This window comes from Nitrosospira multiformis (assembly GCF_900103165.1).
In the GTDB taxonomy this organism is placed as follows: domain Bacteria; phylum Pseudomonadota; class Gammaproteobacteria; order Burkholderiales; family Nitrosomonadaceae; genus Nitrosospira; species Nitrosospira multiformis_D.
This window is the reverse complement of sequence record NZ_FNKY01000001.1, coordinates 1386859-1410452: the sequence shown is the minus strand read 5'-3', so window position 1 is coordinate 1410452 and position 23594 is coordinate 1386859. Positions and strand designations below refer to the sequence as shown.

Genomic DNA, 23594 nt, shown 5'->3' with positions numbered 1-23594 from the left:
ATTTAGTGGTCATGTTGGCATCCGTCGCGATAGCCCCGCTCAACCACCTGCTGCGTGGGGAAAGTTGGGCGCGCAAACGGTTACAACCCTGTGCGGGCAAGACTGCGCGTTTTCGCCTTCCGCCTTTCCTTAACCTCGCCCTGACGGTACAGGCCAGCGGCGAGGTATCCACCGCATCGAGCGGCGTCCCGGACGACGCTGTCTTCACCCTGACTCCCCGTTTATTGCCACGCCTGCTTGCCCATGAGGAGGACGCCTACCGTGAAATCCGGATTTCCGGCGATAGTGCATTTGCCGAAGAAATTCTCCATATCGGAAAAAACCTGCATTGGGACGTAGAGCAGGATTTAAGCGGGGTAGTGGGTGATATCGTCGCACATCGCGTGGTGCAGGCTGGCGACCGTCTGATGCATTGGCATACGGAAACCATTCGCAACCTGTCTCAGACGCTGGTGGAATATCTGACGGAAGAGCAGCCGCTATTGGCCAAACCCATTGATATGCACGGGCTTGTTCAGGAAATAAATGCATTGCGGGACGATGCAGCACAATTGGAAGAGCGGGTAATAGCCTTGGCAGCCGATAGGCTACAAGGTAACAAAACACCTCTATAAACCTGAGAAGATTATTAAGGAACCACTTCTTGAAGCGCGTTGCGGCAAACGCAGATCGCTTACTCAGAGGTTTCCAACTACGGATGAACTGGCGTTTTCGGAATAAATGCGTTTCTTTCGTCTTCTCAAAATACTCGCGGTAGCATTTCGTTTCGGCCTTGATGAATTTTTTCTCGGCCATGAGCGGCTGCGTTTCTTGCGACCTGTTGTCAAGCTGGCCACATTCTGGCGACGGCTGGATAGGGCTCGTGGTGAACGCCTCCGTCTGGCGCTGGAAGCGTTGGGACCTATTTTTGTCAAGTTCGGCCAAATGCTTTCCACCCGCCGCGACCTTCTGCCGCAGGATATCGCCGACGAACTGGCCAAACTGCAGGATCAGGTTCCGCCGTTTCCTTCCAGCCTCGCCCTTGCGACACTGGAGCAGATCTATGGGAAACCTGTCAACGAAGTCTTCCTGCTATTCGACGCGGAGCCGGTAGCCAGCGCATCAATCGCCCAAGTCCATCTGGCGGTGCTGCAAGATGGCACAGAAGTCGCGGTGAAGGTGCTGCGCCCCGGCATTGCCCCGATAATCGCTCATGATGTGGCATTGATGGAGACCGGCGCCTGGCTGGTTGAAGCGCTGTGGCCTGACGGCAAACGATTGAAACCACGCGAAGTGGTGAACGAATTTTCCCGGCATTTGGGCGACGAACTCGATCTCATGCGCGAAGCCTCCAACTGCAGTCAGTTGCGGCGCAATTTTCTTGATTCCCCCCTGCTTTTGGTCCCGGAAGTTTACTGGGACTACTGCTATTCCGGTGTCATGGTGATGCAGCGCGTAAAAGGCACGCCGATTAGCCACGTAACGGCATTACGCGAGCAGGGGGTGGATATCCCAAGACTCGCCCGCGTCGGCGTGGAAATCTTTTTTACCCAGGTATTCCGTGACGGCTATTTCCATGCCGACATGCATCCCGGTAATATTTTTGTTGGCAGTGACAGCCGTTACATTGCGGTGGATTTCGGCATAATGGGGACGCTTACTGACGAGGACAAGAATTATCTGGCGCAGAACTTCCTGGCGTTCTTTCGCCGTGATTACAAGCGCGTCGCAGAAGCGCACGTCGAGGCGGGATGGGCACCGAAAAATACCCGTGTTGATGATTTTGAAACTGCGATCCGTGCCGTTTGCGAACCTATTTTTGACAAACCGCTAAAGGAAATTTCCTTTAGCCGCGTATTGTTGCGTCTGTTTCAGACATCGCGCCAGTTCAACGTCGAAATCCAGCCGCAACTGGTAATGTTACAAAAGACCCTATTGAATATCGAAGGATTGGGGCGCGATCTCGACCCCGACCTTGATCTGTGGACAACCGCAAAACCATTCCTGGAAAACTGGATGTCTGAACAACTCGGCTGGCGCGGACTCACCCGCCGTTTGGGCAAAGAGGCATCAAGCTGGGCGGTAATGCTGCCGCAGTTTCCCCGTCTGCTTCATCATTCCTTAAGCGAAATCCGCACAAAGGAGCTGGAACAAAAAATGAGTGAATTTGTAGTGGAAAAAAAACGTCAGAATCGCTTGCTTTCCATCCTTGTGATGTTGTTGGCGGTAGCAATGCTGTGGCAGATGTTGCAATAAGGTTATAAGTTTCCGAGCCATCGGTTCTCCCCCATACAAGGAGACAAAAACCCGGCAAATCTGATCGTCCCGCCGCGGGCTGGATCCACCCCGCTCCACATCAACTCCACGAGGCACTCTATGAGTGTCATGTATATGCGGCGGCAATACCAGACGCGGCGATCTGAAAGAATTTTGGTAAAATCCCCGATTTTTCAATGGCACGACTATGTCGCTCCTGGAAATCCGTAATGTAACCCGGCGCTTTGGCAGCTACACCGCGGTCGATAATGTCAGCATTAGCGTTGAGACAGGTGAGTTCTTCACGCTGCTGGGGCCGTCGGGTTGCGGCAAAACCACGCTCTTGCGAATGATCGCCGGATTCGATCTTCCCGATTCCGGTCAAATTCTTCTGGACGGCAAGGATATGGTGGGCACGCCGCCGGAAAAACGCCCCGTCCATACCGTATTCCAAACCTATGCGTTGTTTCCGCATATGACGGTAGCGGACAATATCGCATTCCCGCTCAAGATGGCGAGAAAAACGCCGCAAGAAATAAAAACCAGGGTTGGAGACGCGCTGGATAGCGTGCGTTTACCGGATTTCGGCAACCGTTTTCCACACGAATTGTCGGGCGGGCAAAAACAGCGCGTGGCATTTGCCAGAGGACTGGTCAATCGCCCCCGGCTACTGCTGCTGGACGAACCGCTGGGCGCGCTGGATGCGAAGTTGCGCGAGGAGATGCAGATCGAACTCATCAACCTTCAGAAGGAAGTAGGCGTTACCTTCGTTTTCGTTACCCATGCCCAGAATGAAGCCCTGGCGCTGTCACATCGCATTGCAGTAATGAATCACGGCAATGTTGAACAGATTGACGAGCCCTCCAAAATCTACGGTTTCCCAAGAAACCGTTTCGTGGCGGATTTCATCGGCAAGATCAGCATGATGAATGCAAAGATCGTGGAAGCCGCACCTTCGCACCTGAAGCTTGATATAGGGGAGCTGGGCGAAGTGATCACTGCCGGGAAGGAAGGTGCAAAAGTGGGCGATAACGGCGTGATGGCAATTCGTCCCGAACAGGTTCGAATTTCCCATCCTTCGGAAGAGCCTCGGTTGAAGAACCATTTTATCGGCAAAGTACATGATTTTCTGTATATCGGAGATGTCACGACCTATATCGTGGAACTCTCCAATGGCGCTTATATCGAGGCGTTGCTGCCCAACTCATCACCGGGACGCGCCACATTTTTCGAAGTTGGGGATGAAGTCGGCGTCTCGTGGCGCCACGATGCGGGTATTTTCCTCAATGACTAAGGAAACTCCGAGAGAGAACCGTGCCGCCAGATTCCTGGTGAGTGGTCCGCCACTATTGTTCCTGGTGGTTTTCTTTGTCGCGCCGAGCCTGATCATGATTCTCACCTCATTCCGCTTTCCGGGTGAGTTTGGGGGCCTGGCACCCATTGCCGCGCCCGTGGGAAAAATTCCCGGCGAATATGGACTCACACCGGAGGCTTACCAGTTCTTTTTCAGCGACGTTCTGTATGCCAGAATTTTCCTCAAATCCTTCGGCGTCGCGCTAGCCACCACGTTGATTTGCCTCATTATGGCCTATCCGCTGGCATTGCTGATCGCACGCAGCGAAAAACGCTTCCGCAATCTGATGGTCCTGCTGGTGGTACTGCCGTTCGCCAGCAATTTCCTCATCCGCATTTATGCCTGGGTAATCATTCTCGGACCGGAATCCGCACTCAGCCACTTCATCAACGCCATCCTCGACGCATTCGGCATCGGGCCGGTGACATTGTTGTTCTCGCCGTTCGCGGTATTGGTAGGCATGGTTTATGTGCACCTGCCGTTCATGATATTGCCGCTTTACACCAATCTGGAGAAGCACGATCCCTCCCTGCTGGATGCGGCGCAAGATCTTGGCGCCACCGGGTGGCAGCGCTTCTGGCGCGTCACTTGGCCCTTATCCCTGCCGGGTGTATTTTCAGGCTCCGCGCTGGTATTCATTCCGGTGCTGGGCATGTTCGCGGTGCCCGATATACTGGGCGGTACGGGCGATATTCTCATCGGCAACCTGATCAAGGATCAATTCCTCGGTACCCGCGACTGGCCTTTCGGTTCGGCGCTTTCAATCATGCTGACACTGGCGGTGCTATCCATCGCCGGGCTGGCGACATGGTTCGCGCGCTCCGCCACCGGACAGCGCGTAGCATGAGCCGCGGCAGTATCTGGTTGTGGTTCGTAGCGGTGCTGATCTACGCCTTTCTGTATATCCCGCTCGCGATCGTGGTGATGTATTCGTTCAACGACTCCAGGCTGAATGCCGAGTGGGTGGGCTTTACACTGTCCTGGTACCAGGCGCTGTTCAACAACACGGAAATGCTCACCGCCGCGCGCAATTCGCTCATCATCGCACTCAGCGCGAGTTTTAGCGCCACCGTGCTTGGCACGATGGCCGGCCTGGCGATACATCGATACAAACTCAAGGTTCTGCCGATATTGGTATTCACGCCGGTGGCAATGCCTGAGATCCTGCTGGGTGTGTCGTTGTTGCTATTCTTTTTGCAAGTCCTGAACATGACGCTCGGCATGGTTTCCATCATCATCGCGCACACCACGTTTTGTATCGGCTTCGTCGCCATTATCGTACGGGCGCGGCTTCAGGGCATGGATGAAAGCATCTTTGAGGCGGCACGCGATCTCGGTGCATCCCGATGGGAGACTTTCCGCCTTGTTACCTTGCCGCTTATCATGCCGGCGGTGGTGGCGGGTGCCTTGATGTCGTTCACCCTGTCCATTGATGACTTCGTCATTACCTTCTTTACCAAAGGTGTCGGCGAACCGATACTCCCCATCCAGATCTATACCATGATAAAGGTCGCGGTGACGCCGGAAGTAAATGCCATTTCCACGTTGCTGATGCTGCTTACGCTGGTCATGATCATCATCGCGGCCAGGCTGGAATCGCGCACTTCATCGGGCGGAGTCAAAATGCCGCCCGGAATAGTAAAATAATGAGTTCACGGCGTTTGCTCACTTTACCGCTGATATCATTTTTATTGCTCGCGTGGCTGATTCCATTCGTTACGGGCTGTACAAGACAGGATCAGAATACGGCCAGCACGGCCGAAAATATTCTTCATCTATTCAACTGGAATAACTATATCGCGCCGCGAATAATCGAGCGCTTCCAGGAACTCTGCCATTGCAAACTTGCGCAGGACTATTATTCCGACAACGAGGAAATGCTGGCGAAGCTGGCGGCCGGCGCGACTGGCTATGATCTTATCGTCCCCACCGGCAACGCGATGGATACGCTTATTCGGCAGGGCGCACTCAAGCCGCTGGATAAATCGTTACTGCCCAATCTCAAAAACATCAATTCCGCATACCTCGATACCGCTTTCGATCCCGGCAACAAGTATTCCGTTCCTTATGCCTATACGCTTACCCTGCTCGGCTTCAATCAGGAAAAAATAAAGGAGCTCGGTTTACCTACCGATACCTGGGCAATCATTTTTGAGCCGAAATACCTGGAAAAAATCAAGGGTCGCGTAACCGTACTCGATAGTCAGCGAGAATTGATGGCGGCGGCACTAAAGTATTTGGGCTATTCGGTTAACGATACCGATGAGGGGCACTGGAAGCAGGCAGCGGAACTGATCGTGCGTGCGAAGCCTTACTGGGCAGCTTTCAGCAACACCAGCTATGTCAAGGAGTTGGCGGTAGGCAACCTGTGGGTGGCGCACGGATATTCTAATGACATGTTTCAGGCGGCGCTTGATGCCGCAAAGACGAAGCGTGAATTCACGATCAGCTACGCAAGCCCAAAGGAGGGCGCGGTGCTGGCACTCGACAGCATGGTGCTGCATCGAAGCGGGAACCGTCCCGATCTCGCTCATCAATTCATTAATTTCATGCTGGACGGAAGAAACTCCGCCGAGCTGACCAATCTCATCGGATCCGGCAATCCCAACACGGATGCAATGCAATATATCCGGCCTGAAATTGCCAACAACGAAGCGATATTTCCAGACACTGCATTGCTCAGCCGGCTGGAAATGCTTCGTGACCTTGACCGCAAGCAACGCCGTCTGCTAAGCCGGTTATGGACCGAAATAAAATTGAGATAGCCGGCGGCCTGTCCAGTCACAACCACACTTCGCCGATATAGCCATCCACCATGGAAATACTCATCCGTTCCGGTATAATCTTTAGCCACCCACTTCTAAAATATTTTTTATGAGCTACTACCAGCGGCACGTATTTTTCTGCGTCAATCAGCGCGAAGCGGGAGCAGCGTGCTGTAATAATCATGGCGCTCAAGTCATGCGCGATTACGCCAAGGATCGTGTCAAGGCGCTCAGGCTCGACAGCAAGAACAGAAGGGTGCGGATCAACAATGCGGGATGTCTTGATCGTTGCAATGAGGGGCCGGTTATTGTGGTCTATCCGGAAGATGTCTGGTATACGTATGTGGATAAGGAAGACATCGATGAAATCATTGAGGAACATCTGAAAAATGGCCGGGTGGTCGAACGGCTGAGAATCTGACACAGGCGAATTATAGGGCTGCGCTCATTGCTGGATTCACGTCCCAAAAAGTTTTTTATTGATGGTCCTGCGGGAAAGCTGGAAACGGTTCTGGCCAAGCCGGATATTGATCATCCACGCGGTATAGCCGTCATTGCGCACCCTCACCCGCTGTATGGCGGAACGATGAACAACAAGGTTGTTTATACCCTCTTCAAGACTTTGCTCGAACTGGGATTCATCGCAGTCAAATTCAATTTTCGCGGTGTGGAACAAAGCGAAGGTAATTGTTACTCAGGTAACGACAATGGGACGGGCGAGATCGAAGACGTGCTTGCGGTGGTTGAAACCACCGGAAATCAATTTGCTTCCGCCTTCAATGAGTCTCCGCCATTGATGCTGGTTGGATTTTCCTTCGGCGGGGCAATTCAGGCGTATGCCGCGCAACGGCTCAGGCCGCAAAAATTAATCATGGTAGCGCCATCGGTGGAACGATTGAACGTTCCACCCATCGCTCATCCCGGCGCCGGACAGGACATGGAACCTATCACGGATATCCTTATCATTCACGGTGATCAGGATGACGTGGTTCCTCTCAAGACTGTCCTGGCCTGGGCCGCCCCTCAGGAATTGCCGGTGGTTGTCGTTCCTGGCGCCGAACATTTTTTTCATGACCGGCTGCACATTCTCAAACGTATCGTTCAAGATTCATGCCGGCCCTGACTGTCATCAATCTGGAGGGTTTGCAAGGGATAATTGGAGGCTCACGGCGCAAAACCAGCTAAACGTTGTGGAGAACAGAATTATGTTTCGCTGCGCCAGGCAAACCCAATCCCCGCCGCATCGTTATGCAACGCCTACTCATCTTGCTCGGGATACTGCTGGTGTTTATGGGCCTCGCATGGCCGTGGCTGTCGAAACTGCCTTTCGGGCGGCTGCCGGGAGACATTATTATCGAACGGGAGAATTTCAGGCTTTACTTTCCTCTGACCACGGGCCTGCTGGTATCCCTTTTCCTGTCACTGTTGCTGTGGTGGTGGTCCCGGAAATAACCGCCCTTTTGAAAGGAAAGAATAATTGGATCTTTATGAATCTATGCTGTTTTGGTTCGTCAAGGAATTTCTAAAGGCCGTTTTAGGTCTTGGATTTATTCTAGGATTAATCGTTTTCTTACGATGGATCAGCAGTGATGATTGAACTTTAATCCGGCAGCGGGGCGGGGTAAAGTGCGCGATTTTTGGGTACCGGGTAAGGTGGACCGTCGCGGAATGCGACCGTGCGGGGCGGAGCGATGCCTTCCGCGGGAAGGTGCGATTGAACCATTTTGCGAGTCTCGCAATATTCCGGAGGTTCCTTAACTCGAGTTCATCTCGGACTTTCTCTTATTCATTTCAGGCTTTCTTTTGTTCATTTCAGACTTTTTTTTCACTTTAGGCAATTCGCGTTTGATCGGTTTTTTTTCCAAAATTTGTTCAGGCAGCGGCTGAGCCTTATCGGTGAGTGGTTTCAGGACGGGCAAGAGATGCTTCACGACTTGCGTGGAAAGCGCCGACGTGAATTTATAATCCGCGGCATCCGCACCCGGCACAAATGCGGTCATCGTTCCGAAAAAACGATCGCCGATGAAGAACACAAAAGTGGCAGAACGGTTTACTGCACGGGATTCCTTGACGACACCCGGAGACGAGAAGGTAATGTAACGGTGATCTCCCGTCCCCGTCTTTCCCCCGATCAGAATTTCATTGCCGTCCTCCTCCACATTACCATCTTCTTCCACCATGGCGCGGGCGAGTCGCGAAGCAGTTCCCGTCGCCACCACGTCGGTTAACACGCCACGCACCGCCGCTGCCAATTCAGGGGAAAAAATCCTTTCTCCTTGGACGGGCACCCGCTCGACGATGGTTTCGAAAGGCGTGCCCGCGCCAAAGTGCAGGCGTTCGATCAGCACCGCTGGAACCCGCACTCCGTCATTGAGAATGATGCCCATCAGTTCAGCAAGTGCAGCCGGGTGGTCCGCCGAACTCCCGATAGCGGTGGCGAGCGACGGCACCAGTGAATCGAAAGGATAGCCGAGCCGCTTCCAGCTGCGATGAATTTCAAGAAATGCTTCAATCTCCAGAAGTCCGCGAATTCGGCTATCCTGCGAGTTCTTGTATTTCGTCGTGAACAGCCAGCGGTAGACAGCTACCCGCTCATCAGTGCTGGCCTTGATCACATCCGCATATTGAGCGCCCGGATGAGTGGTCAAATAGCGCACCAGCCATAACTCCAGGGGATGGACGGTGACAATATAGCCCTGATCGGCCAGTGAGTATTTGCCGGGGCCGTAGCCCTCATAAAGATCTTGAAGAAAATCCGGGGTCAGGCGTTTAAAAACGGACCGATACGGCCGCATAAACTTCTCGAATTCCGCGAATGTCGAATCGGGATAAAGGTAACGGTATGCGGCTGCCAAACGGCGCGGCGTGTGCCGGAAGCTGGCAAAGAAAACGCTACGAATCATATCCGGTGTCGCCGTTTTATCCTTATATTTAGAATAAAACCGGTTAATGAACTGCTTACCTTCCTTGTCCGCGAATCGTCTGAGGTACCCTTCCCGGTCAGGGTCCCCGGCGTCCTTCAGTATCTTGGCGGACGAACCCGCAATGTGGAACATATAGTGGCGCACGATATCCCGCATCAGACGGATGTATACGAGATTGACTGACTTCAGCGTTGCCTCGCGGACGCTCAGAAACTTGCGATTGTCTTCACGCGTGAAATTGTGAAATACATGCGCACCGCCACCCGTAAAAAAACGTTCGTCAGGATTGGCCGAATAGTTGCGCTCCAGGGCGGCATCCAGCATGGTTGCCAGACTCTTGTCCGGGCTCTGCAGTAGATAACCGATCGCCCAGCGGCTAAGCATATCGCTTGGATCCACCTCTTGTTTAAGTAAAGATTTCTTGTCCAACGCCGCATATTTTCCATGCAGTGCTTCGACAATTTCAAGGTAAGTTACCAACGTTCTTAATTTCGCGGTGGAACCCAAATCAAGCTTGGTCCCTTTGTTGATATCCAGGGGTTGATCGAAATTATCAGCCTGAATCCGGAATTTCGCTCCTTCCGGAGTCAATTCCGAGAGCGTGAAGCTGTAGACAATCTTGCCCGGATCCTCCGTATCCAGCATACGGGACCCGTAAAGTCCCGCCGCTTTTGCATATTCCGGGTCTTTTAGCCGGCGCAGCATATCAGTGGTTTTCTGTTGGAGATCTTGGTCAAGAGTGCTTTGCACCGATAAATCCAGCCGGTCCAGATCATACATGCGCTTTAATCCGAGCAGGGACGCGAGACGCATGCGCACCGCATTAACGGCTTTTTGAGCGGAGAAGTTCCTGATTTCTTCAGGTGCCGCGGTATTGCGGAAGCGTAACGGGATTTCCAGCGCGGCATCCCTGAGGCTGGGAGGAATCACGCCAGCTTGGGCAAGCACCCGCAGATGACTGTTAGTAAGTTCTTCAAGCGACTTGCGTCCAGCGAGGAGATAATAGGAAGGTCTACGCTGCGCGATGATCAGACTTAGTACATGCTTGTAGAAGCGCGCCGGCTCGATAAGAGCATCACCTTCGACGAATTGGGAACCGAGGATATGATTGGTTTCATCAAAATCCAGGCCGTACCATACCCATAGACCATCTCCCAGTCCGTTCGCTTCGCCGAAACCTGCGGCACCGGCGAGGGGGACCGTATTGAGATAATCCACTACGATACGCTTACGGGCGGATAACGTTTCCTCCCCGTCCAGGTAAGCGCGCACGGAGGCGGACGCGACCTGCTGAAGTTTGTCTTGCGGCGTAATCGTCATTCCGTTGGGGGAATGGCGGTATTTCTCGATCTGTGTTGCCAGCGTGCTGCCCCCTACGACGCCGTGTTCGGGACGGAAGACCTGGATTATCTTGTCCAGTATTGCCCTGCCTAGCCGATCCCATTCGATAGCGGGATTCTTTCTTGGGCGAGTGGGATCCAGCAACTCGCGATTCTCGATGAATAACAGGCTGTTCGTCACCAACGATGGAACCGCTTCGAAGTTTTCGTAAGCACGGCTGGGGAATATGGCGCGATACAATGGTTGCCCCCCGCCGGCGGAAATTTCCAGGCCAGCCTGGGTTTTCTCGTGATAAGGGACAAACAAGCCCTGCGCAACAAGTTCCTTCATGCGTGCGGAAGCTCGTGCCTGCGCCTGCACATGAAAACCGTGTATGACGAGATTATGAAGCAGCTCCGGCAATCGGCTATAGCCCAGACGTATATCATAGGGTCCTGATTGCGGAAAATGGGAATCCTCACTCGGTCCGCTTTTTACTTCCCAGCTCAGCTCATCGGCCAACTTTCCGAGACGGTGTGCCTGGTATGTGGAAGTTTCCGCTTCCCAGTAGAGAAGGAAAGCGGCAATAGTCAGCGCGACGAGAAGCAGGATCAGGACAACAAGGGCAAGAAACTTGAGCGCACGCCTCACGATGGAGTTATCAAAACTGTATTTTGATCTCTATAGGTTATTGAAGATCCGGATATGGATTCAGTTCTACGCTACATTGCATGATTGATTGAGTAAGCGAGATATACGGCAGATTCATTGATATCGTTGATTTCTCAGCATTCGATACCATAAATGCCCGATAATCTCATACATTGCAGCAGTCATACGCTGCAACAAGGGAATTTTGAATCGCATAATAAACAATATGGATGGGAGTCTGCAACGGCATCTCGGAATTGTGAGCCTGACTCCCCGAACCGATGGAACCTTGATGGAATTCTTGAGCCTCTTCCTTAAAACAATTATCCTCCGCCCTTATGTATTCGCATTTCTCGCGGCATTCCTATTCTCTGCACCCCGCCTGATCGGTTGGCGGAGAACTTGGTATTTCTTCGTAATCGCATGGATTGTGGCACTTCTGTGCGAGTTCTCTTCCACCCGCACCGGTATCCCGTTTGGCTGGTACCACTATACCGGTTCGACCGTCGGACAGGAATTGTATATCACGGATATTCCATTTATGGATTCTCTCTCATTTCCTTTCCTTCTTTATGCGAGTTACTGCATGGCTCTGGCTTTTCTCCTGCCCGCCTTCAGCAAACGGAACACCGGGCGGGGCGGCATAATCAGAATGCAGTTCCCTCTCGCTACAAGAACGGGCTGGCCTGTTATGCTCCTGACCATTCTTTTTTTCGTCTTCATCGACATCATCATTGATCCGGTCGCGCTTCGCGGGGAGCGCTGGTTCCTCGGTCAGATTTATTACTACCCTGATCCCGGCACACACTTTGGTGTACCCGTGGAAAATTATCTTGGCTGGGCTGTTGTCGGCTTCCTCTCGCTTTGCGCCTATCTTCCTTTGGATCGCAAGCTCCTTCAGACCGGTCTCTCCATTGACCGGTCGGTGACCGGGCATATACTTCTGGGTTGCGGTCTCTATTATGGCGTATTGATCTTCAATCTCACTGTCACATTCTGGATTGGTGAATCACTTCTCGGCATGACGGGACTGCTCATTTATCTTCCGCTGACTTTGCTGCTGGCCCTGCGGCTCCTCGGTCACTCGGGAAGTTCCGAATAATTCCAGTCTGAGGAAATTCTACTCGCACAGGCAACACACCATATTTCATGGCCGCGCTCAAAACTGGCGCCGGGCAATACAGTACCTGAACTATCAGGCTGACGGGATATAATCAGGATAATACTTATCCATGAAAAGTAATTCCAGAATCCCCACCCTCAGACAATAAATTGGAGAATAAAAAATGAAGAAAATAACCTTGCTGTTAGCGGTTTCTGCATTGGCGAGTTTGGTTGGTTGCTCGAAGACCGATAGTTACACGCCACCCGAGAGTGCAAGCGGGGAAGATATATTCTACGCAAACTGCACCAAATGCCACAAGCCGGAAGCAGCCGGCAATGTGATGACATTGACTGCCGCCGTGGCGAACAAGGATGCCATTATCCAGAAAATACATAAAGGAAGCATGTCCATGCCCGCATTCCCCAATATCAAGGGTGAGTCAGCGCAACGCTTAGCGGAATTTATACTCTCAAACAGCAAAACCAAGTAGGCTACCGAGTGGAAAGCCATTATCCAAAATGGAAGAATACATAGAATGATAGCATGACCGCATCCGCGGGCAGCCTGCCGGATTTGAAGAATCGAAGCAAAAAATTAAAAATCCGGCGGAGCTGCTAAACACATCGTCTTCTCTATTACTTCAGTTTGCGGCGGGATCTCACTATGGTTATTATTAAGTGGCTGCTTATTATCATTGCCCTCGTGATCATCACGGGAGTCCTTGCGGGTCAACTCGGGCTGCTGAAGGGCACGCCGCCCACCGATCTGGGTGTGCATGAGGGAAGACTTAAGCCTCCCTCAAAAACCCCAAACAGTGTCTCAAGTCAGGCATCGCTCTACCCGGACCATCCTCAGCGTGCGTATGCCAGCATCGCGCCACTATCGATGAAGGATGACGGCGCCGCCACGCTGACCCGCATCGCCAGCATCATCAAGACGATGAACGGCGCGCAAATAGTCAAAATGGACCCCGATTATCTTTACGCACAATTTACTACCCGGATCATGAAGTATGTGGATGACGCCGAGTTTTGGTTTGACCCGGCTGCGGGCGTGATTCAAGTACGCTCGTCCTCGCGCCTGGGAAGCAGCGATTTAGGCGTAAACCGCGAACGTATCGAGTTCATCCGCCAAAAACTAGAATCTTCCTGAGTTTGCTTGATCAGCATGAGCCTCGGTTGGCCGCAAGCCTGGTTCCCGGAAACCGGATGCGCCAAGGCAAGCTGGCACCGGCACAACCGTTTCCAACTTCTACGCTTCCTATATGACCGCCGTGCTGCGCCAGATCTCCCGGCTCCTGCCTGGACTACTGATACTGACATTGCTGCTAGTAGGCACCGCATGGCTGGTGCTACGCGGCAGCCTGCCTCAATACGACGGAACAGTGGACATGACGGCGCTGACCGCGCCCGTAACCGTCGAGCGAGATGCGCTTGGCAGCGTGACACTACGCGCGCAGGATCGTCACGATCTGGTTCGGGCACTCGGTTATGTCCATGCGCAGGAGCGCTTTTTCGAAATGGATTTGATGCGGCGCAAGGCAGCCGGAGAACTGGCCGAATTGTTCGGGCCTGCCGCGTTGCCGGCGGACCGCAAAGCACGGATGCATCGCATGCGCGCACGTGCGTCGGCAATACTGGAAGGGTTACCAGCCATACAGCGCGAATTGCTCGATGTCTATCGCGATGGCGTGAATGAGGGTCTCGATGCCCTGATGGTGCGGCCATTTCCGTATCTACTGACGCGCGCACGCCCGCTTGCATGGCGCAGCGAGGACAGCATACTGGTCGTCAAGGCAATGTACTTCATGCTGAGTGGTGGCGATAATCGTCGCGAGCTTGCGTTCTCCACCATGCACGCAGCTCTCCCGGAAGCCGCCTATCGGTTTCTTACCGCCGGTGGCGGTGCATGGGATGCGCCGCTCTTCGGCACGGCGCTTGAGTGGCCACGGCTTCCCTCCGCAGACGAGCTGGATCTGCACAAGCTTGACCTTGGCCTCATGCACGACGATGAGTACAGCGACGACTTTCTTCCCGGCAGTAACAGCTTTGCGGTCGCTGGCTCATTGGCTGCTGGTGCCGCACTGATCGCCAATGACATGCATCTGGTTCTTCGTGTACCGAATATCTGGTTCCGCACGCGCCTGATCTATCCGAACACGCGCCAAACCGGACTCATGAACGATATCATCGGTGCCAGTCTGCCCGGTACACCCGCCATCGTCGTCGGCTCAAATCGCAAGATCGCCTGGAGCTTTACCAACAGTTATGGTGATTACGCCGATTGGGTTCGCGTTATCCATCATCCGGAGGATGCTTCCCGTTATCGCAGCGCGACGGGATGGAGCTCCGTTACCATTCAACGCGAAATCCTGCGTGCACGGGGCGGGGATGATGAGACGCTGGATGTGTACGAGACGGAGTGGGGTCCTGTCCTGGCTACCGACCACGACGGTACGCCGCTCGCGCTGGCCTGGGCCGCGCACCGGCCTGGCGCGGTAAATATGGAGCTCACTCTCCTGGAGCAGGCGGAAACCGTGAATGAGGCAATCACAATTGCGCAGAATGCGGGCATTCCGGCCCAGAACTTTATCGTCGGCGATCGGGATGGCAGAATTGCCTGGACCATCGCAGGCCGGATTCCCGCGCGGACCAGCGGCTATGATCCAACACTTCCCGCGGACTGGAGCAAACCGGATACCGGATGGAATGGCTGGCTCATGCCCACACAGTACCCGCTGATTGTCGATCCATCGGAGCGGCGTCTTTGGACCGCCAATGCACGTACCGTCGATGGTTTGCTGCTCGACCGGCTCGGCGATGGCGGCTACGACCTTGGCGCGCGCGCAATGCAAATTCGCGACGGCTTGCGCGAACATGACCGCTTCTCGCCAGCCAGCATGCTGGCGATCCAGCTTGATGATCGCGCATTATTCCTCGCGCGCTGGAAAAAATTTCTCGAGCTCACCTTGAATCGAATGGAACCAGCGCCCTGGCGCACCGAAATGCAGCAGGCGCTCCTCGATTGGAACGGACATGCTTCTACGGATTCCGTGGCTTATCGCTTGGTGCGCGCATTCCGCCAGGAAGTCATCGACAGTGTGCTCAGCGGCTTTGCCGCTGCCATCAGGCGCAACGACCCGAACTTTGTGCTGCCAAAGCTGAATCAGGCCGAATATGTGGTGTGGACATTGATCGAGCATCGTCCACAGCACTTGTTGCCGCCGGTTTACGCTGGCTGGGATGACTTGTTCGTCAGCTGTGCCAAACGCTTGGCCATGCGCATGCAAAGTCTGCCGGGTGGTATCGCCGAACGCAGCTGGGGCGAGCGTAACACCGCGCGCATCCGGCATCCGCTTAGCCGCATTCTGCCGGAATTTGTCGCAAACTGGCTGGACATGCGGAAAGACGCACTCCCTGGTGACATCCATATGCCACGCGTGCAAGCGCCGGATTTCGGTGCTTCACAGCGTTTTGCGGTCGCACCAGGCGATGAAGAGCATGGCTATTTCGAAATGCCCGGCGGACAGAGCGGCCACCCGCTCTCGCCATACTATGGTAGCGGTCATGCCGATTGGGTTGCCGGCAAACCAACGCCGTTTCTGCCGGGTCCACCCCGGCAGACCCTGCGACTTCATCCCGTCACACATCGTGCCACCAATGCGCCATGATGACTAAGATTCAAGCAAAAACCAGTTTGGCATGATGAACTGCACTATTGGGCAAGAAACCAATATCATCGATTTCCCATTGCTCCATTACAGAAGCTCACCCCGGTCTCGGCTCGATGGCCTGGATTCCCTTCTCGTAATGAGTATAGATATAGATGGGCAACGCCAACTCACCAAGATGATGCGCAACCAGTGGCCGCACCACATCCCAATCCAGTCCACCTGCGCCGGTGGCAAGACGCGGCAACGCCAGGCTGGTGAATTTGTCATTCTCCAATAGATAACGCAATTCACGCAGTGCCTCATTGACATACTTGGTTGTGGCACGCCCTGATCCGCTACCTGGACCATGCAACGCTTCGTGAGTAAGCAAATTGACAATGCGTTTACTCATCGCACCGGACCACACCCACGCATTACCGGATTTCGGCTGTGCAGTGTGGCAGTAGTGCCGGAAATCCTTGACCATGGCCGGCCATTGCTCACCCAGACTCAAGGCCAACCCGTGATTGAAATGATCATCAGGAGCAACCCCATGAGCGATGACCTGGGCATGACTCAACAGAATATCGCCCCTTACTTCATGAATCATGCGGCCTCCAGTAACGGGGACAATTAAAAACTCAGTATAGCAACTTAATTTTTATTTGCTGGCGCACCGAATCTGTAAAAAATTAGAACGAAATGCGTAAGAACCTGCTGTACCGAAACAGTATTTCGCGCACGTACCCTTATGCTTATTCATAAGAATTACAAGTCTGGCCAATAAATTGACAAACGTAATTTTTCATATTCGGGTTGACACGCAGCTTTGAGTTTTCTATATAAAAAGAGATACTATTTTTAGTGAGATCCAATCATCCATTGGAAACTTGGTGAAAATACTGTGCCGGTATGACTTCGCCATGGGTTCCGATTCTGAGGAGCTATCATGATTAAAATATTCTCTGCCCTATTCGCTACCGTATTTGCCGGCGTCGCATTTGCTCAAACGGTTCCCGCCCTGCAAACCCGGATCGTCGCGACAGGCCTTGAGCAGCCGTTGTTCGCCACTGCGCCCGAGGGGGATTCACGCCTGTTCATTGTCGAGAAAGGCGGTTTGATCAAGATCCTCGAGAATGGGGCAGTGCTGCCAACCCCGTTCCTCGATTTATCCGGCTCGGTCGATACCAGGGGTGAGCGTGGCCTGCTTGGCATGACGTTCGATCCGAACTTCGGGGATAATCGACGCTTCTATGTCAACTATATCGACAAGACCACTCTCAATACGGTGGTTGCCACCTATCAAGCCAGCACCGCCCAACCTAATGTAGCGGATGCCACCAGCTCGCAGACTGTGATCACCATTGCGCAGACCGGATTCAGCAACCACAAGGCGGGCTGGATTGGTTTTCGCCCCGGCGAGACTGGCAATCTTTATATCGGCACCGGAGACGGCGGATCTCGTGATGATCCAGATAATCGCGCGCAAAACCTCAAGGATAATCTTGGCAAAATGCTGCGTGTCGACGTAGCGGCCGACCGCTTCCCCAATGACACCACACAATATGGCTACGCGATTCCCGACGGCAATCTGGCGAATGGCAACCCCGGAATCAACCCTGAAATCTATGCTTACGGACTGCGTAATCCATACCGCGACAGCTTCGACCGGGAAACCGGCGCTCTCTATATCGCTGATGTCGGGCAGGACAATCGCGAAGAAATCAACATCGGCAGTGCCGGCGCCAATTACGGCTGGCGCGTGTTTGAGGGAACCGGGTTGAATTTTCCTAACGATACGCAACCTTCAAATCACACGCCACCAATCTTCGAATATGATCATAACGGTTTAGGCGCTTCAATCACCGGCGGCTATGTATACCGCGGATCGCTGATCGATGGCCTGCAAGGTACTTACTTCTTCGCCGACTTTGTTACCGACCACGTGATGTCTTTCCGCTTCATCGGCTCCGGCATTACGGACCTCACTGACCGAACCGCCGAACTGCTATCTCCAACCGGCATCTCCGGACGAATTTCTTCATTCGGCGAAGATGGCTTTGGTAATTTGTATCTGGTGAGCCTCAACGGCCAGATTGGAATGATTACCGCCATACCGGAGCCGGAAAGTTACGCGATGATGCTGGCGGGAATGATTCTGATAGCGCTATGGGTCAGACGTAGAGAGAATATGCCGGGATTAATATTATCTTGATATGCTTGCATCACGACGCGTGATGCCCAAATGCTGTCAGTCAACGCCAGATCACCACGCCTAAATACAGCACCATGAAGCTTAAGGCGATGTCCAGGAAGTCGCCCACCTGGCGGTGAAGCATGTCACAGTCTCCGGTAGTTTTGCGACAATTTTCGGCTCACTCGAAACGGTCAAAGCGGTAGTGAAGACGTACGCATCCTCTATCCATTTGTTGCGCACTAATCAGCTTTGGACTATCGCGATAACCTGTAGCGGGAAACAGCGGGCGTCCACCGCCCAACAACTCGGGAATGAGGTAGATTTCGATCTCATCCAGGGCACCTTTTTCCAAAAATGTCATTTGCAATTGCCCGCCTCCGGCCATCCATACGTCACCATCTTCCAATGCACGCAACTCAGCGATGAGAGCGTCGACGTCGCTGCGCACCTCAAGTTCCCCTTTCGGGCGATCGATGGGGCTTGAAGTAACAACCAAAACCCTTTGGTCTCCATAATTCCATGGAGTCGGATCGTTGGCGATAAAATCGTAGGTGCCGCGCCCCATAACAACCGTACGGATACCCTTGATAAACAACTTGTAGTCATGTTCTCCCAAATCCATATCGTTGTATTGGAAGAGCCAGTCCAGGTTGTCATCGTCGGTCGCAATGAAGCCGTCAAGGCTTGAGGCAATATAGCCGAGAATTCTCGCCATTCGTTCCAACCTCCTATTGATTTTATAAATGAATATACGTTTACAAATTATCCATGGCAAGATCCAAAAGCATATCTAACGAAGCTCCCCTTGACGCCGTGCTGGATCAAATGTTGTCCATCGATCCGTCCAATCTGACCTTCGCCTAGGCTGGCAAAGTTGCCGGGCTATCGCCAGCGACACTCGTGCAGCGCTACGGTGGCAAGGACAGCCAATTCGCCGGGCGCTACGGCCTGGGCCGATGGGGTGATCGATCCCGAAGATGCGTTTCAATCCTCGCCCAGCCAGTTCGCTGGGCGCTACTCGGCGGGAGCTACCCGGTAACGGTTGAGTTGATGTTTCAATCCTCACCCAGCCAGTTCGCTGGGCGCTACCTGAGGAAGAAGATATCCCCAATGGTACGACCTATGTTTCAATCCTCGCCCAGCCAGTTCGCTGGGCGCTACCAAGCTGATGTGGGAGCCAGACTTTAATACCTTTGTTTCAATCCTCGCCCAGCCAGTTCGCTGGGCGCTACAGCGGTATCTGCAGCAAACCTGGCGGCGTCGAGGTTTCAATCCTCGCCCAGCCAGTTCGCTGGGCGCTACAGACGCTGTTCCAGTGGTAGAGGTACCGGAAAGTGTTTCAATCCTCGCCCAGCCAGTTCGCTGGGCGCTACTCTCGTGCCACGGTGAATCTTGGATTTATATACACGTTTCAATCCTCGCCCAGCCAGTTCGCTGGGCGCTACGTTGTTTGCCACGTTGTAATTTGCCCAGTCATTAGAGTTTCAATCCTCGCCCAGCCAGTTCGCTGGGCGCTACACTTCTCTTCCTACTTTGAATCAGACCTTTATTGTTTCAATCCTCGCCCAGCCAGTTCGCTGGGCGCTACATGATCAGGCATGGATCAGTCTGCCCGACAGCAAGTTTCAATCCTCGCCCAGCCAGTTCGCTGGGCGCTACTAAGTTCTCGCCAGTTGAATTGCGCTCGGAAACCGTTTCAATCCTCGCCCAGCCAGTTCGCTGGGCGCTACCTAACCACCGAGGTAGAAAATGGCAGCGTCTACGTTTCAATCCTCGCCCAGCCAGTTCGCTGGGCGCTACATTTCAAATACGGCCATGATTTCGTGGATGAATTTGTTTCAATCCTCGCCCAGCCAGTTCGCTGGGCGCTACTGAAAACAATCTGGACACAGCCCATTGCGCTAATGTTTCAATCCTCGCCCAGCCAGTTCGCTGGGCGCTACCGCCATGTAGTCACCGGAGCGCCACCGACAAATTGTTTCAATCCTCGCCCAGCCAGTTCGCTGGGCGCTACGCTTTTTCTTCAGCAATTGCGCCCGGATTAGTTCGTTTCAATCCTCGCCCAGCCAGTTCGCTGGGCGCTACCCCGGAAGGTAGCCAGTCTGGTGCCATTAGCCAGAGTTTCAATCCTCGCCCAGCCAGTTCGCTGGGCGCTACGCACGATTATTTTACGTCTTGTTTACCTTGGCCGCAGTTTCAATCCTCGCCCAGCCAGTTCGCTGGGCGCTACCGCTGCCTTGACCGCCAATGTCACAGCCCTTGAAACAGTTTCAATCCTCGCCCAGCCAGTTCGCTGGGCGCTACTCGCCATGCTCGGCGAACAGGCGGTTCTTAATAAGGTTTCAATCCTCGCCCAGCCAGTTCGCTGGGCGCTACTCTTGCCTTAGATACCATCCGTCCGCCTGTAGTGCGTTTCAATCCTCGCCCAGCCAGTTCGCTGGGCGCTACTTCAGGAGCGGATGTCTAATACTGCGCATCAAAGGGTTTCAATCCTCGCCCAGCCAGTTCGCTGGGCGCTACTTTCAGTCATGCGTATACCCCTCTATCATTTTGTCTGGTTTCAATCCTCGCCCAGCCAGTTCGCTGGGCGCTACTACATCGGCATCGGACGAACAGTACGAATCTGAAAGTTTCAATCCTCGCCCAGCCAGTTCGCTGGGCGCTACATCATAGAATTAGCATCTTGTTGAAGTTGCAAACGTTTCAATCCTCGCCCAGCCAGTTCGCTGGGCGCTACTAGTGTCCGGCACCTTTTCAGGGGATAAGGGTATGTTTCAATCCTCGCCCAGCCAGTTCGCTGGGCGCTACCGGCGGCTAATGACGATAAGGGCGCAATCGATCAGTTTCAATCCTCGCCCAGCCAGTTCGCTGGGCGCTACCAACGCTATCGGCGGGCATGTCGGTTGATTTTTCAGTTTCAATCCTCGCCCAGCCAGTTCGCTGGGCGCTACACCAGTCCAACCCAGGTAACCACACCATGCTTCAGTTTCAATCCTCGCCCAGCCAGTTCGCTGGGCGCTACCACGGACTATCGCGCTGCGTTAGTAGCTATTCAGGTTTCAATCCTCGCCCAGCCAGTTCGCTGGGCGCTACATGATGTACCACCCGACTATAGGAGGTTTTATGATGTTTCAATCCTCGCCCAGCCAGTTCGCTGGGCGCTACCTGAGGCAACCGACGATGGAGCACCTGTTGAAGAGGTTTCAATCCTCGCCCAGCCAGTTCGCTGGGCGCTACTTCGGAATGCGACATCGTTGAATATCGGATTTGTGTTTCAATCCTCGCCCAGCCAGTTCGCTGGGCGCTACGACGACATGGATCAACCCCTGCAGTCGGTGAAGCTGTTTCAATCCTCGCCCAGCCAGTTCGCTGGGCGCTACAGTATAGCGAGTACCGCCTCGCGCGTCGCGCTCAAGTTTCAATCCTCGCCCAGCCAGTTCGCTGGGCGCTACTACAGCTCATTACCACCAGTCTTGGAATGCAAACGTTTCAATCCTCGCCCAGCCAGTTCGCTGGGCGCTACAATAGCGATACTCAGCCCAACGCTCCTGATATCCGTTTCAATCCTCGCCCAGCCAGTTCGCTGGGCGCTACGCAGAAGAAGTTTCAGTTTCCTGATAAATCTTAGGTTTCAATCCTCGCCCAGCCAGTTCGCTGGGCGCTACGTATAGCGAGTACCGCCTCGCGCGTCGCGCTCAAGTTTCAATCCTCGCCCAGCCAGTTCGCTGGGCGCTACCTGTGCGCGCGTGAGTTCCAGAAATCCATTGCAGTTTCAATCCTCGCCCAGCCAGTTCGCTGGGCGCTACGGTGAGTGGGAAGTATTGCCAGCTGGAACTTTTACAGTTTCAATCCTCGCCCAGCCAGTTCGCTGGGCGCTACACGGCGCGAGCGCACAAGGCATGTCGATATTAGGTTTCAATCCTCGCCCAGCCAGTTCGCTGGGCGCTACCATTGGCAGCCAAGCGGATATACTTCGTGTAGTCGTTTCAATCCTCGCCCAGCCAGTTCGCTGGGCGCTACGTATGACGCCGTAACCGGGGTGCTTGCGATCACGATGTTTCAATCCTCGCCCAGCCAGTTCGCTGGGCGCTACGATCGGTGTCGAGCAAGCCAGTGTCGGTAAGGATGGTTTCAATCCTCGCCCAGCCAGTTCGCTGGGCGCTACTCTTTTAGTAGATGAGGGGTATAATGTCCAAATAGTTTCAATCCTCGCCCAGCCAGTTCGCTGGGCGCTACACATGGCTAACATGATTCAGGGGTGGGTTGACAGTGTTTCAATCCTCGCCCAGCCAGTTCGCTGGGCGCTACTTCGGCCTCGACTTCATTGATCCGCTTCAGGTTCGTTTCAATCCTCGCCCAGCCAGTTCGCTGGGCGCTACAAAATTACGGATGGAGATTCAACCATTCCTAACACGTTTCAATCCTCGCCCAGCCAGTTCGCTGGGCGCTACCATGGGCATATTCTGTCTGTGCGCCATTTAAATGGTTTCAATCCTCGCCCAGCCAGTTCGCTGGGCGCTACCTCGTCCCATGGCAGGCCATTTACATCTCGCGCGGGTTTCAATCCTCGCCCAGCCAGTTCGCTGGGCGCTACGCGAATTGATTTTCTACATAAAGAGGGCGTGATAGTTTCAATCCTCGCCCAGCCAGTTCGCTGGGCGCTACGTTTCAATCCTCCGATCATCGCTTGGATTGTGGATGTTTCAATCCTCGCCCAGCCAGTTCGCTGGGCGCTACAAACCATGACGGATAACATTTCCCACGTGATCATGTTTCAATCCTCGCCCAGCCAGTTCGCTGGGCGCTACTGGGGGGCAATCCGCCCTAGCTCGATCAATTAAGGTTTCAATCCTCGCCCAGCCAGTTCGCTGGGCGCTACGTCAATTTCTCTTCAATCCGCAGCGGCACATTAGTTTCAATCCTCGCCCAGCCAGTTCGCTGGGCGCTACAGGTCGTCCAGGTAACGACCTTCGATGTGGGGCAGTTTCAATCCTCGCCCAGCCAGTTCGCTGGGCGCTACCGGCGCGCATGGATAAGAATCCCGCCGTGCTTCAGTTTCAATCCTCGCCCAGCCAGTTCGCTGGGCGCTACCTGATCCGCTCGTTGCCGATAATTCGATTGAACTCGTTTCAATCCTCGCCCAGCCAGTTCGCTGGGCGCTACCCCTCACCCGAGGGCTTTTTTACGTCCATCGAAAGCGTTTCAATCCTCGCCCAGCCAGTTCGCTGGGCGCTACGCGGCTGGCTTATGCCTTAGAGGCTGGTGGAGAGGTTTCAATCCTCGCCCAGCCAGTTCGCTGGGCGCTACGCTGAGCAAATCAGAGAGGTATTACTACGATCATGTTTCAATCCTCGCCCAGCCAGTTCGCTGGGCGCTACCTTTGTCCGGACC

At 53.9% G+C, this 23594-nt stretch carries 17 protein-coding genes and 1 CRISPR repeat array (1 of these 18 running past the window's edge); of the genes, 14 read left to right on the top strand and 3 right to left on the bottom strand.

The genetic code is table 11. The annotated features are described in order from the left end of the window. Positions 1-11 precede the first annotated feature (11 nt). The 9 genes from BLR00_RS06285 to BLR00_RS06245 all read left to right on the top strand — a co-directional run bounded on the left by BLR00_RS06285 (position 12) and on the right by BLR00_RS06245 (position 7806). Positions 12-614: a ubiquinone biosynthesis accessory factor UbiJ gene (locus BLR00_RS06285; protein WP_074631595.1), complete on the top strand. Its 603-nt coding sequence runs from the start codon at positions 12-14 to the stop codon at positions 612-614. A 106-nt stretch (positions 615-720) separates the two neighbouring features. After that, entirely contained in the window at positions 721-2235 is a 1515-nt protein-coding gene (gene ubiB, locus BLR00_RS06280; protein ID WP_074631594.1) for a ubiquinone biosynthesis regulatory protein kinase UbiB, read from the top strand. Between the two features lie 208 nt (positions 2236-2443). After that, positions 2444-3529, top strand: coding sequence for an ABC transporter ATP-binding protein (locus tag BLR00_RS06275; RefSeq protein ID WP_074631593.1), 1086 nt, complete (start codon positions 2444-2446; stop codon positions 3527-3529). Continuing rightward, positions 3522-4436 (top strand): ABC transporter permease, encoded by a 915-nt coding sequence (locus BLR00_RS06270; RefSeq protein WP_256324069.1) that lies wholly within the window; start codon positions 3522-3524, stop codon positions 4434-4436. Before BLR00_RS06275 ends, BLR00_RS06270 begins: the two co-directional genes overlap by 8 nt. Next, the gene (locus BLR00_RS06265) at positions 4433-5236 is read left to right on the top strand and encodes an ABC transporter permease (RefSeq protein WP_074631591.1); all 804 of its coding nucleotides are present in this window, start codon (positions 4433-4435) and stop codon (positions 5234-5236) included. Before BLR00_RS06270 ends, BLR00_RS06265 begins: the two co-directional genes overlap by 4 nt. Then, positions 5236-6354 carry an ABC transporter substrate-binding protein gene (locus BLR00_RS06260; RefSeq protein WP_074631590.1) on the top strand — a complete coding sequence of 373 codons (1119 nt, stop codon included), beginning with the start codon at positions 5236-5238 and terminating at the stop codon, positions 6352-6354. The genes BLR00_RS06265 and BLR00_RS06260 overlap by 1 nt, the downstream gene beginning before the upstream one ends. A 109-nt stretch (positions 6355-6463) precedes the next feature. Beyond that, a complete protein-coding gene (locus BLR00_RS06255) occupies positions 6464-6775 on the top strand; it encodes a (2Fe-2S) ferredoxin domain-containing protein (protein WP_074631589.1) in 312 nt (103 codons plus the stop codon). 27 nt (positions 6776-6802) lie between these two features. Further along, complete coding sequence (locus BLR00_RS06250; RefSeq protein ID WP_371130370.1) at positions 6803-7477, top strand: alpha/beta hydrolase; 675 nt, start codon at positions 6803-6805, stop codon at positions 7475-7477. A gap of 125 nt (positions 7478-7602) precedes the next feature. Continuing rightward, positions 7603-7806: a DUF2905 domain-containing protein gene (locus BLR00_RS06245; protein ID WP_074634166.1), complete on the top strand. Its 204-nt coding sequence runs from the start codon at positions 7603-7605 to the stop codon at positions 7804-7806. A gap of 302 nt (positions 7807-8108) precedes the next feature. Here the strand turns inward: BLR00_RS06245 and BLR00_RS06240 are convergent, their stop codons facing one another. Beyond that, a complete protein-coding gene (locus tag BLR00_RS06240) occupies positions 8109-11249 on the bottom strand; it encodes a transglycosylase domain-containing protein (protein WP_074631588.1) in 3141 nt (1046 codons plus the stop codon). A 205-nt stretch (positions 11250-11454) separates the two neighbouring features. On the opposite strand from BLR00_RS06240, the gene BLR00_RS06235 reads away from it, so the two are divergent. The 4 genes from BLR00_RS06235 (at position 11455) to BLR00_RS06220 (ending at position 16024) form a co-directional block, all read left to right on the top strand. Further along, the gene (locus BLR00_RS06235) at positions 11455-12351 is read left to right on the top strand and encodes a carotenoid biosynthesis protein (protein ID WP_256324068.1); all 897 of its coding nucleotides are present in this window, start codon (positions 11455-11457) and stop codon (positions 12349-12351) included. A gap of 184 nt (positions 12352-12535) precedes the next feature. Then, positions 12536-12844: a c-type cytochrome gene (locus tag BLR00_RS06230; protein WP_074631587.1), complete on the top strand. Its 309-nt coding sequence runs from the start codon at positions 12536-12538 to the stop codon at positions 12842-12844. A gap of 173 nt (positions 12845-13017) precedes the next feature. Next, a complete protein-coding gene (locus tag BLR00_RS06225; RefSeq protein ID WP_074631586.1) occupies positions 13018-13506 on the top strand; it encodes a DUF1499 domain-containing protein in 489 nt (162 codons plus the stop codon). Between the two features lie 112 nt (positions 13507-13618). Continuing rightward, a complete protein-coding gene (locus tag BLR00_RS06220; protein ID WP_074631585.1) occupies positions 13619-16024 on the top strand; it encodes a penicillin acylase family protein in 2406 nt (801 codons plus the stop codon). A gap of 97 nt (positions 16025-16121) precedes the next feature. Here the strand turns inward: BLR00_RS06220 and BLR00_RS06215 are convergent, their stop codons facing one another. Beyond that, positions 16122-16616: a macro domain-containing protein gene (locus BLR00_RS06215; RefSeq protein WP_074631584.1), complete on the bottom strand. Its 495-nt coding sequence runs from the start codon at positions 16614-16616 to the stop codon at positions 16122-16124. Between the two features lie 339 nt (positions 16617-16955). On the opposite strand from BLR00_RS06215, the gene BLR00_RS06210 reads away from it, so the two are divergent. After that, entirely contained in the window at positions 16956-18221 is a 1266-nt protein-coding gene (locus tag BLR00_RS06210) for a PQQ-dependent sugar dehydrogenase (protein WP_074631583.1), read from the top strand. 160 nt (positions 18222-18381) lie between these two features. On the opposite strand, the gene BLR00_RS06205 is transcribed toward BLR00_RS06210, so the two are convergent. Beyond that, a complete protein-coding gene (locus BLR00_RS06205; RefSeq protein WP_074631582.1) occupies positions 18382-18918 on the bottom strand; it encodes a dihydrofolate reductase family protein in 537 nt (178 codons plus the stop codon). Between the two features lie 266 nt (positions 18919-19184). Continuing rightward, a CRISPR array of direct repeats spans positions 19185-23594; the repeat unit is 37 nt; unit sequence GTTTCAATCCTCGCCCAGCCAGTTCGCTGGGCGCTAC (it continues 1426 nt past the right edge of the window).

Bases quoted from the DNA above. Each gene is read 5' to 3' on its own strand.
- BLR00_RS06285 (WP_074631595.1), top strand. From the start codon at position 12: ATGTTGGCATCCGTCGCGATAGCCCCGCTCAACCACCTGCTGCGTGGG.
- ubiB (WP_074631594.1), top strand. From the start codon at position 721: ATGCGTTTCTTTCGTCTTCTCAAAATACTCGCGGTAGCATTTCGTTTC.
- BLR00_RS06275 (WP_074631593.1), top strand. From the start codon at position 2,444: ATGTCGCTCCTGGAAATCCGTAATGTAACCCGGCGCTTTGGCAGCTAC.
- BLR00_RS06270 (WP_256324069.1), top strand. From the start codon at position 3,522: ATGACTAAGGAAACTCCGAGAGAGAACCGTGCCGCCAGATTCCTGGTG.
- BLR00_RS06265 (WP_074631591.1), top strand. From the start codon at position 4,433: ATGAGCCGCGGCAGTATCTGGTTGTGGTTCGTAGCGGTGCTGATCTAC.
- BLR00_RS06260 (WP_074631590.1), top strand. From the start codon at position 5,236: ATGAGTTCACGGCGTTTGCTCACTTTACCGCTGATATCATTTTTATTG.
- BLR00_RS06255 (WP_074631589.1), top strand. From the start codon at position 6,464: ATGAGCTACTACCAGCGGCACGTATTTTTCTGCGTCAATCAGCGCGAA.
- BLR00_RS06245 (WP_074634166.1), top strand. From the start codon at position 7,603: ATGCAACGCCTACTCATCTTGCTCGGGATACTGCTGGTGTTTATGGGC.
- BLR00_RS06230 (WP_074631587.1), top strand. From the start codon at position 12,536: ATGAAGAAAATAACCTTGCTGTTAGCGGTTTCTGCATTGGCGAGTTTG.
- BLR00_RS06225 (WP_074631586.1), top strand. From the start codon at position 13,018: ATGGTTATTATTAAGTGGCTGCTTATTATCATTGCCCTCGTGATCATC.
- BLR00_RS06220 (WP_074631585.1), top strand. From the start codon at position 13,619: ATGACCGCCGTGCTGCGCCAGATCTCCCGGCTCCTGCCTGGACTACTG.
- BLR00_RS06215 (WP_074631584.1), bottom strand. From the start codon at position 16,616: ATGATTCATGAAGTAAGGGGCGATATTCTGTTGAGTCATGCCCAGGTC.
- BLR00_RS06210 (WP_074631583.1), top strand. From the start codon at position 16,956: ATGATTAAAATATTCTCTGCCCTATTCGCTACCGTATTTGCCGGCGTC.
- BLR00_RS06205 (WP_074631582.1), bottom strand. From the start codon at position 18,918: ATGGCGAGAATTCTCGGCTATATTGCCTCAAGCCTTGACGGCTTCATT.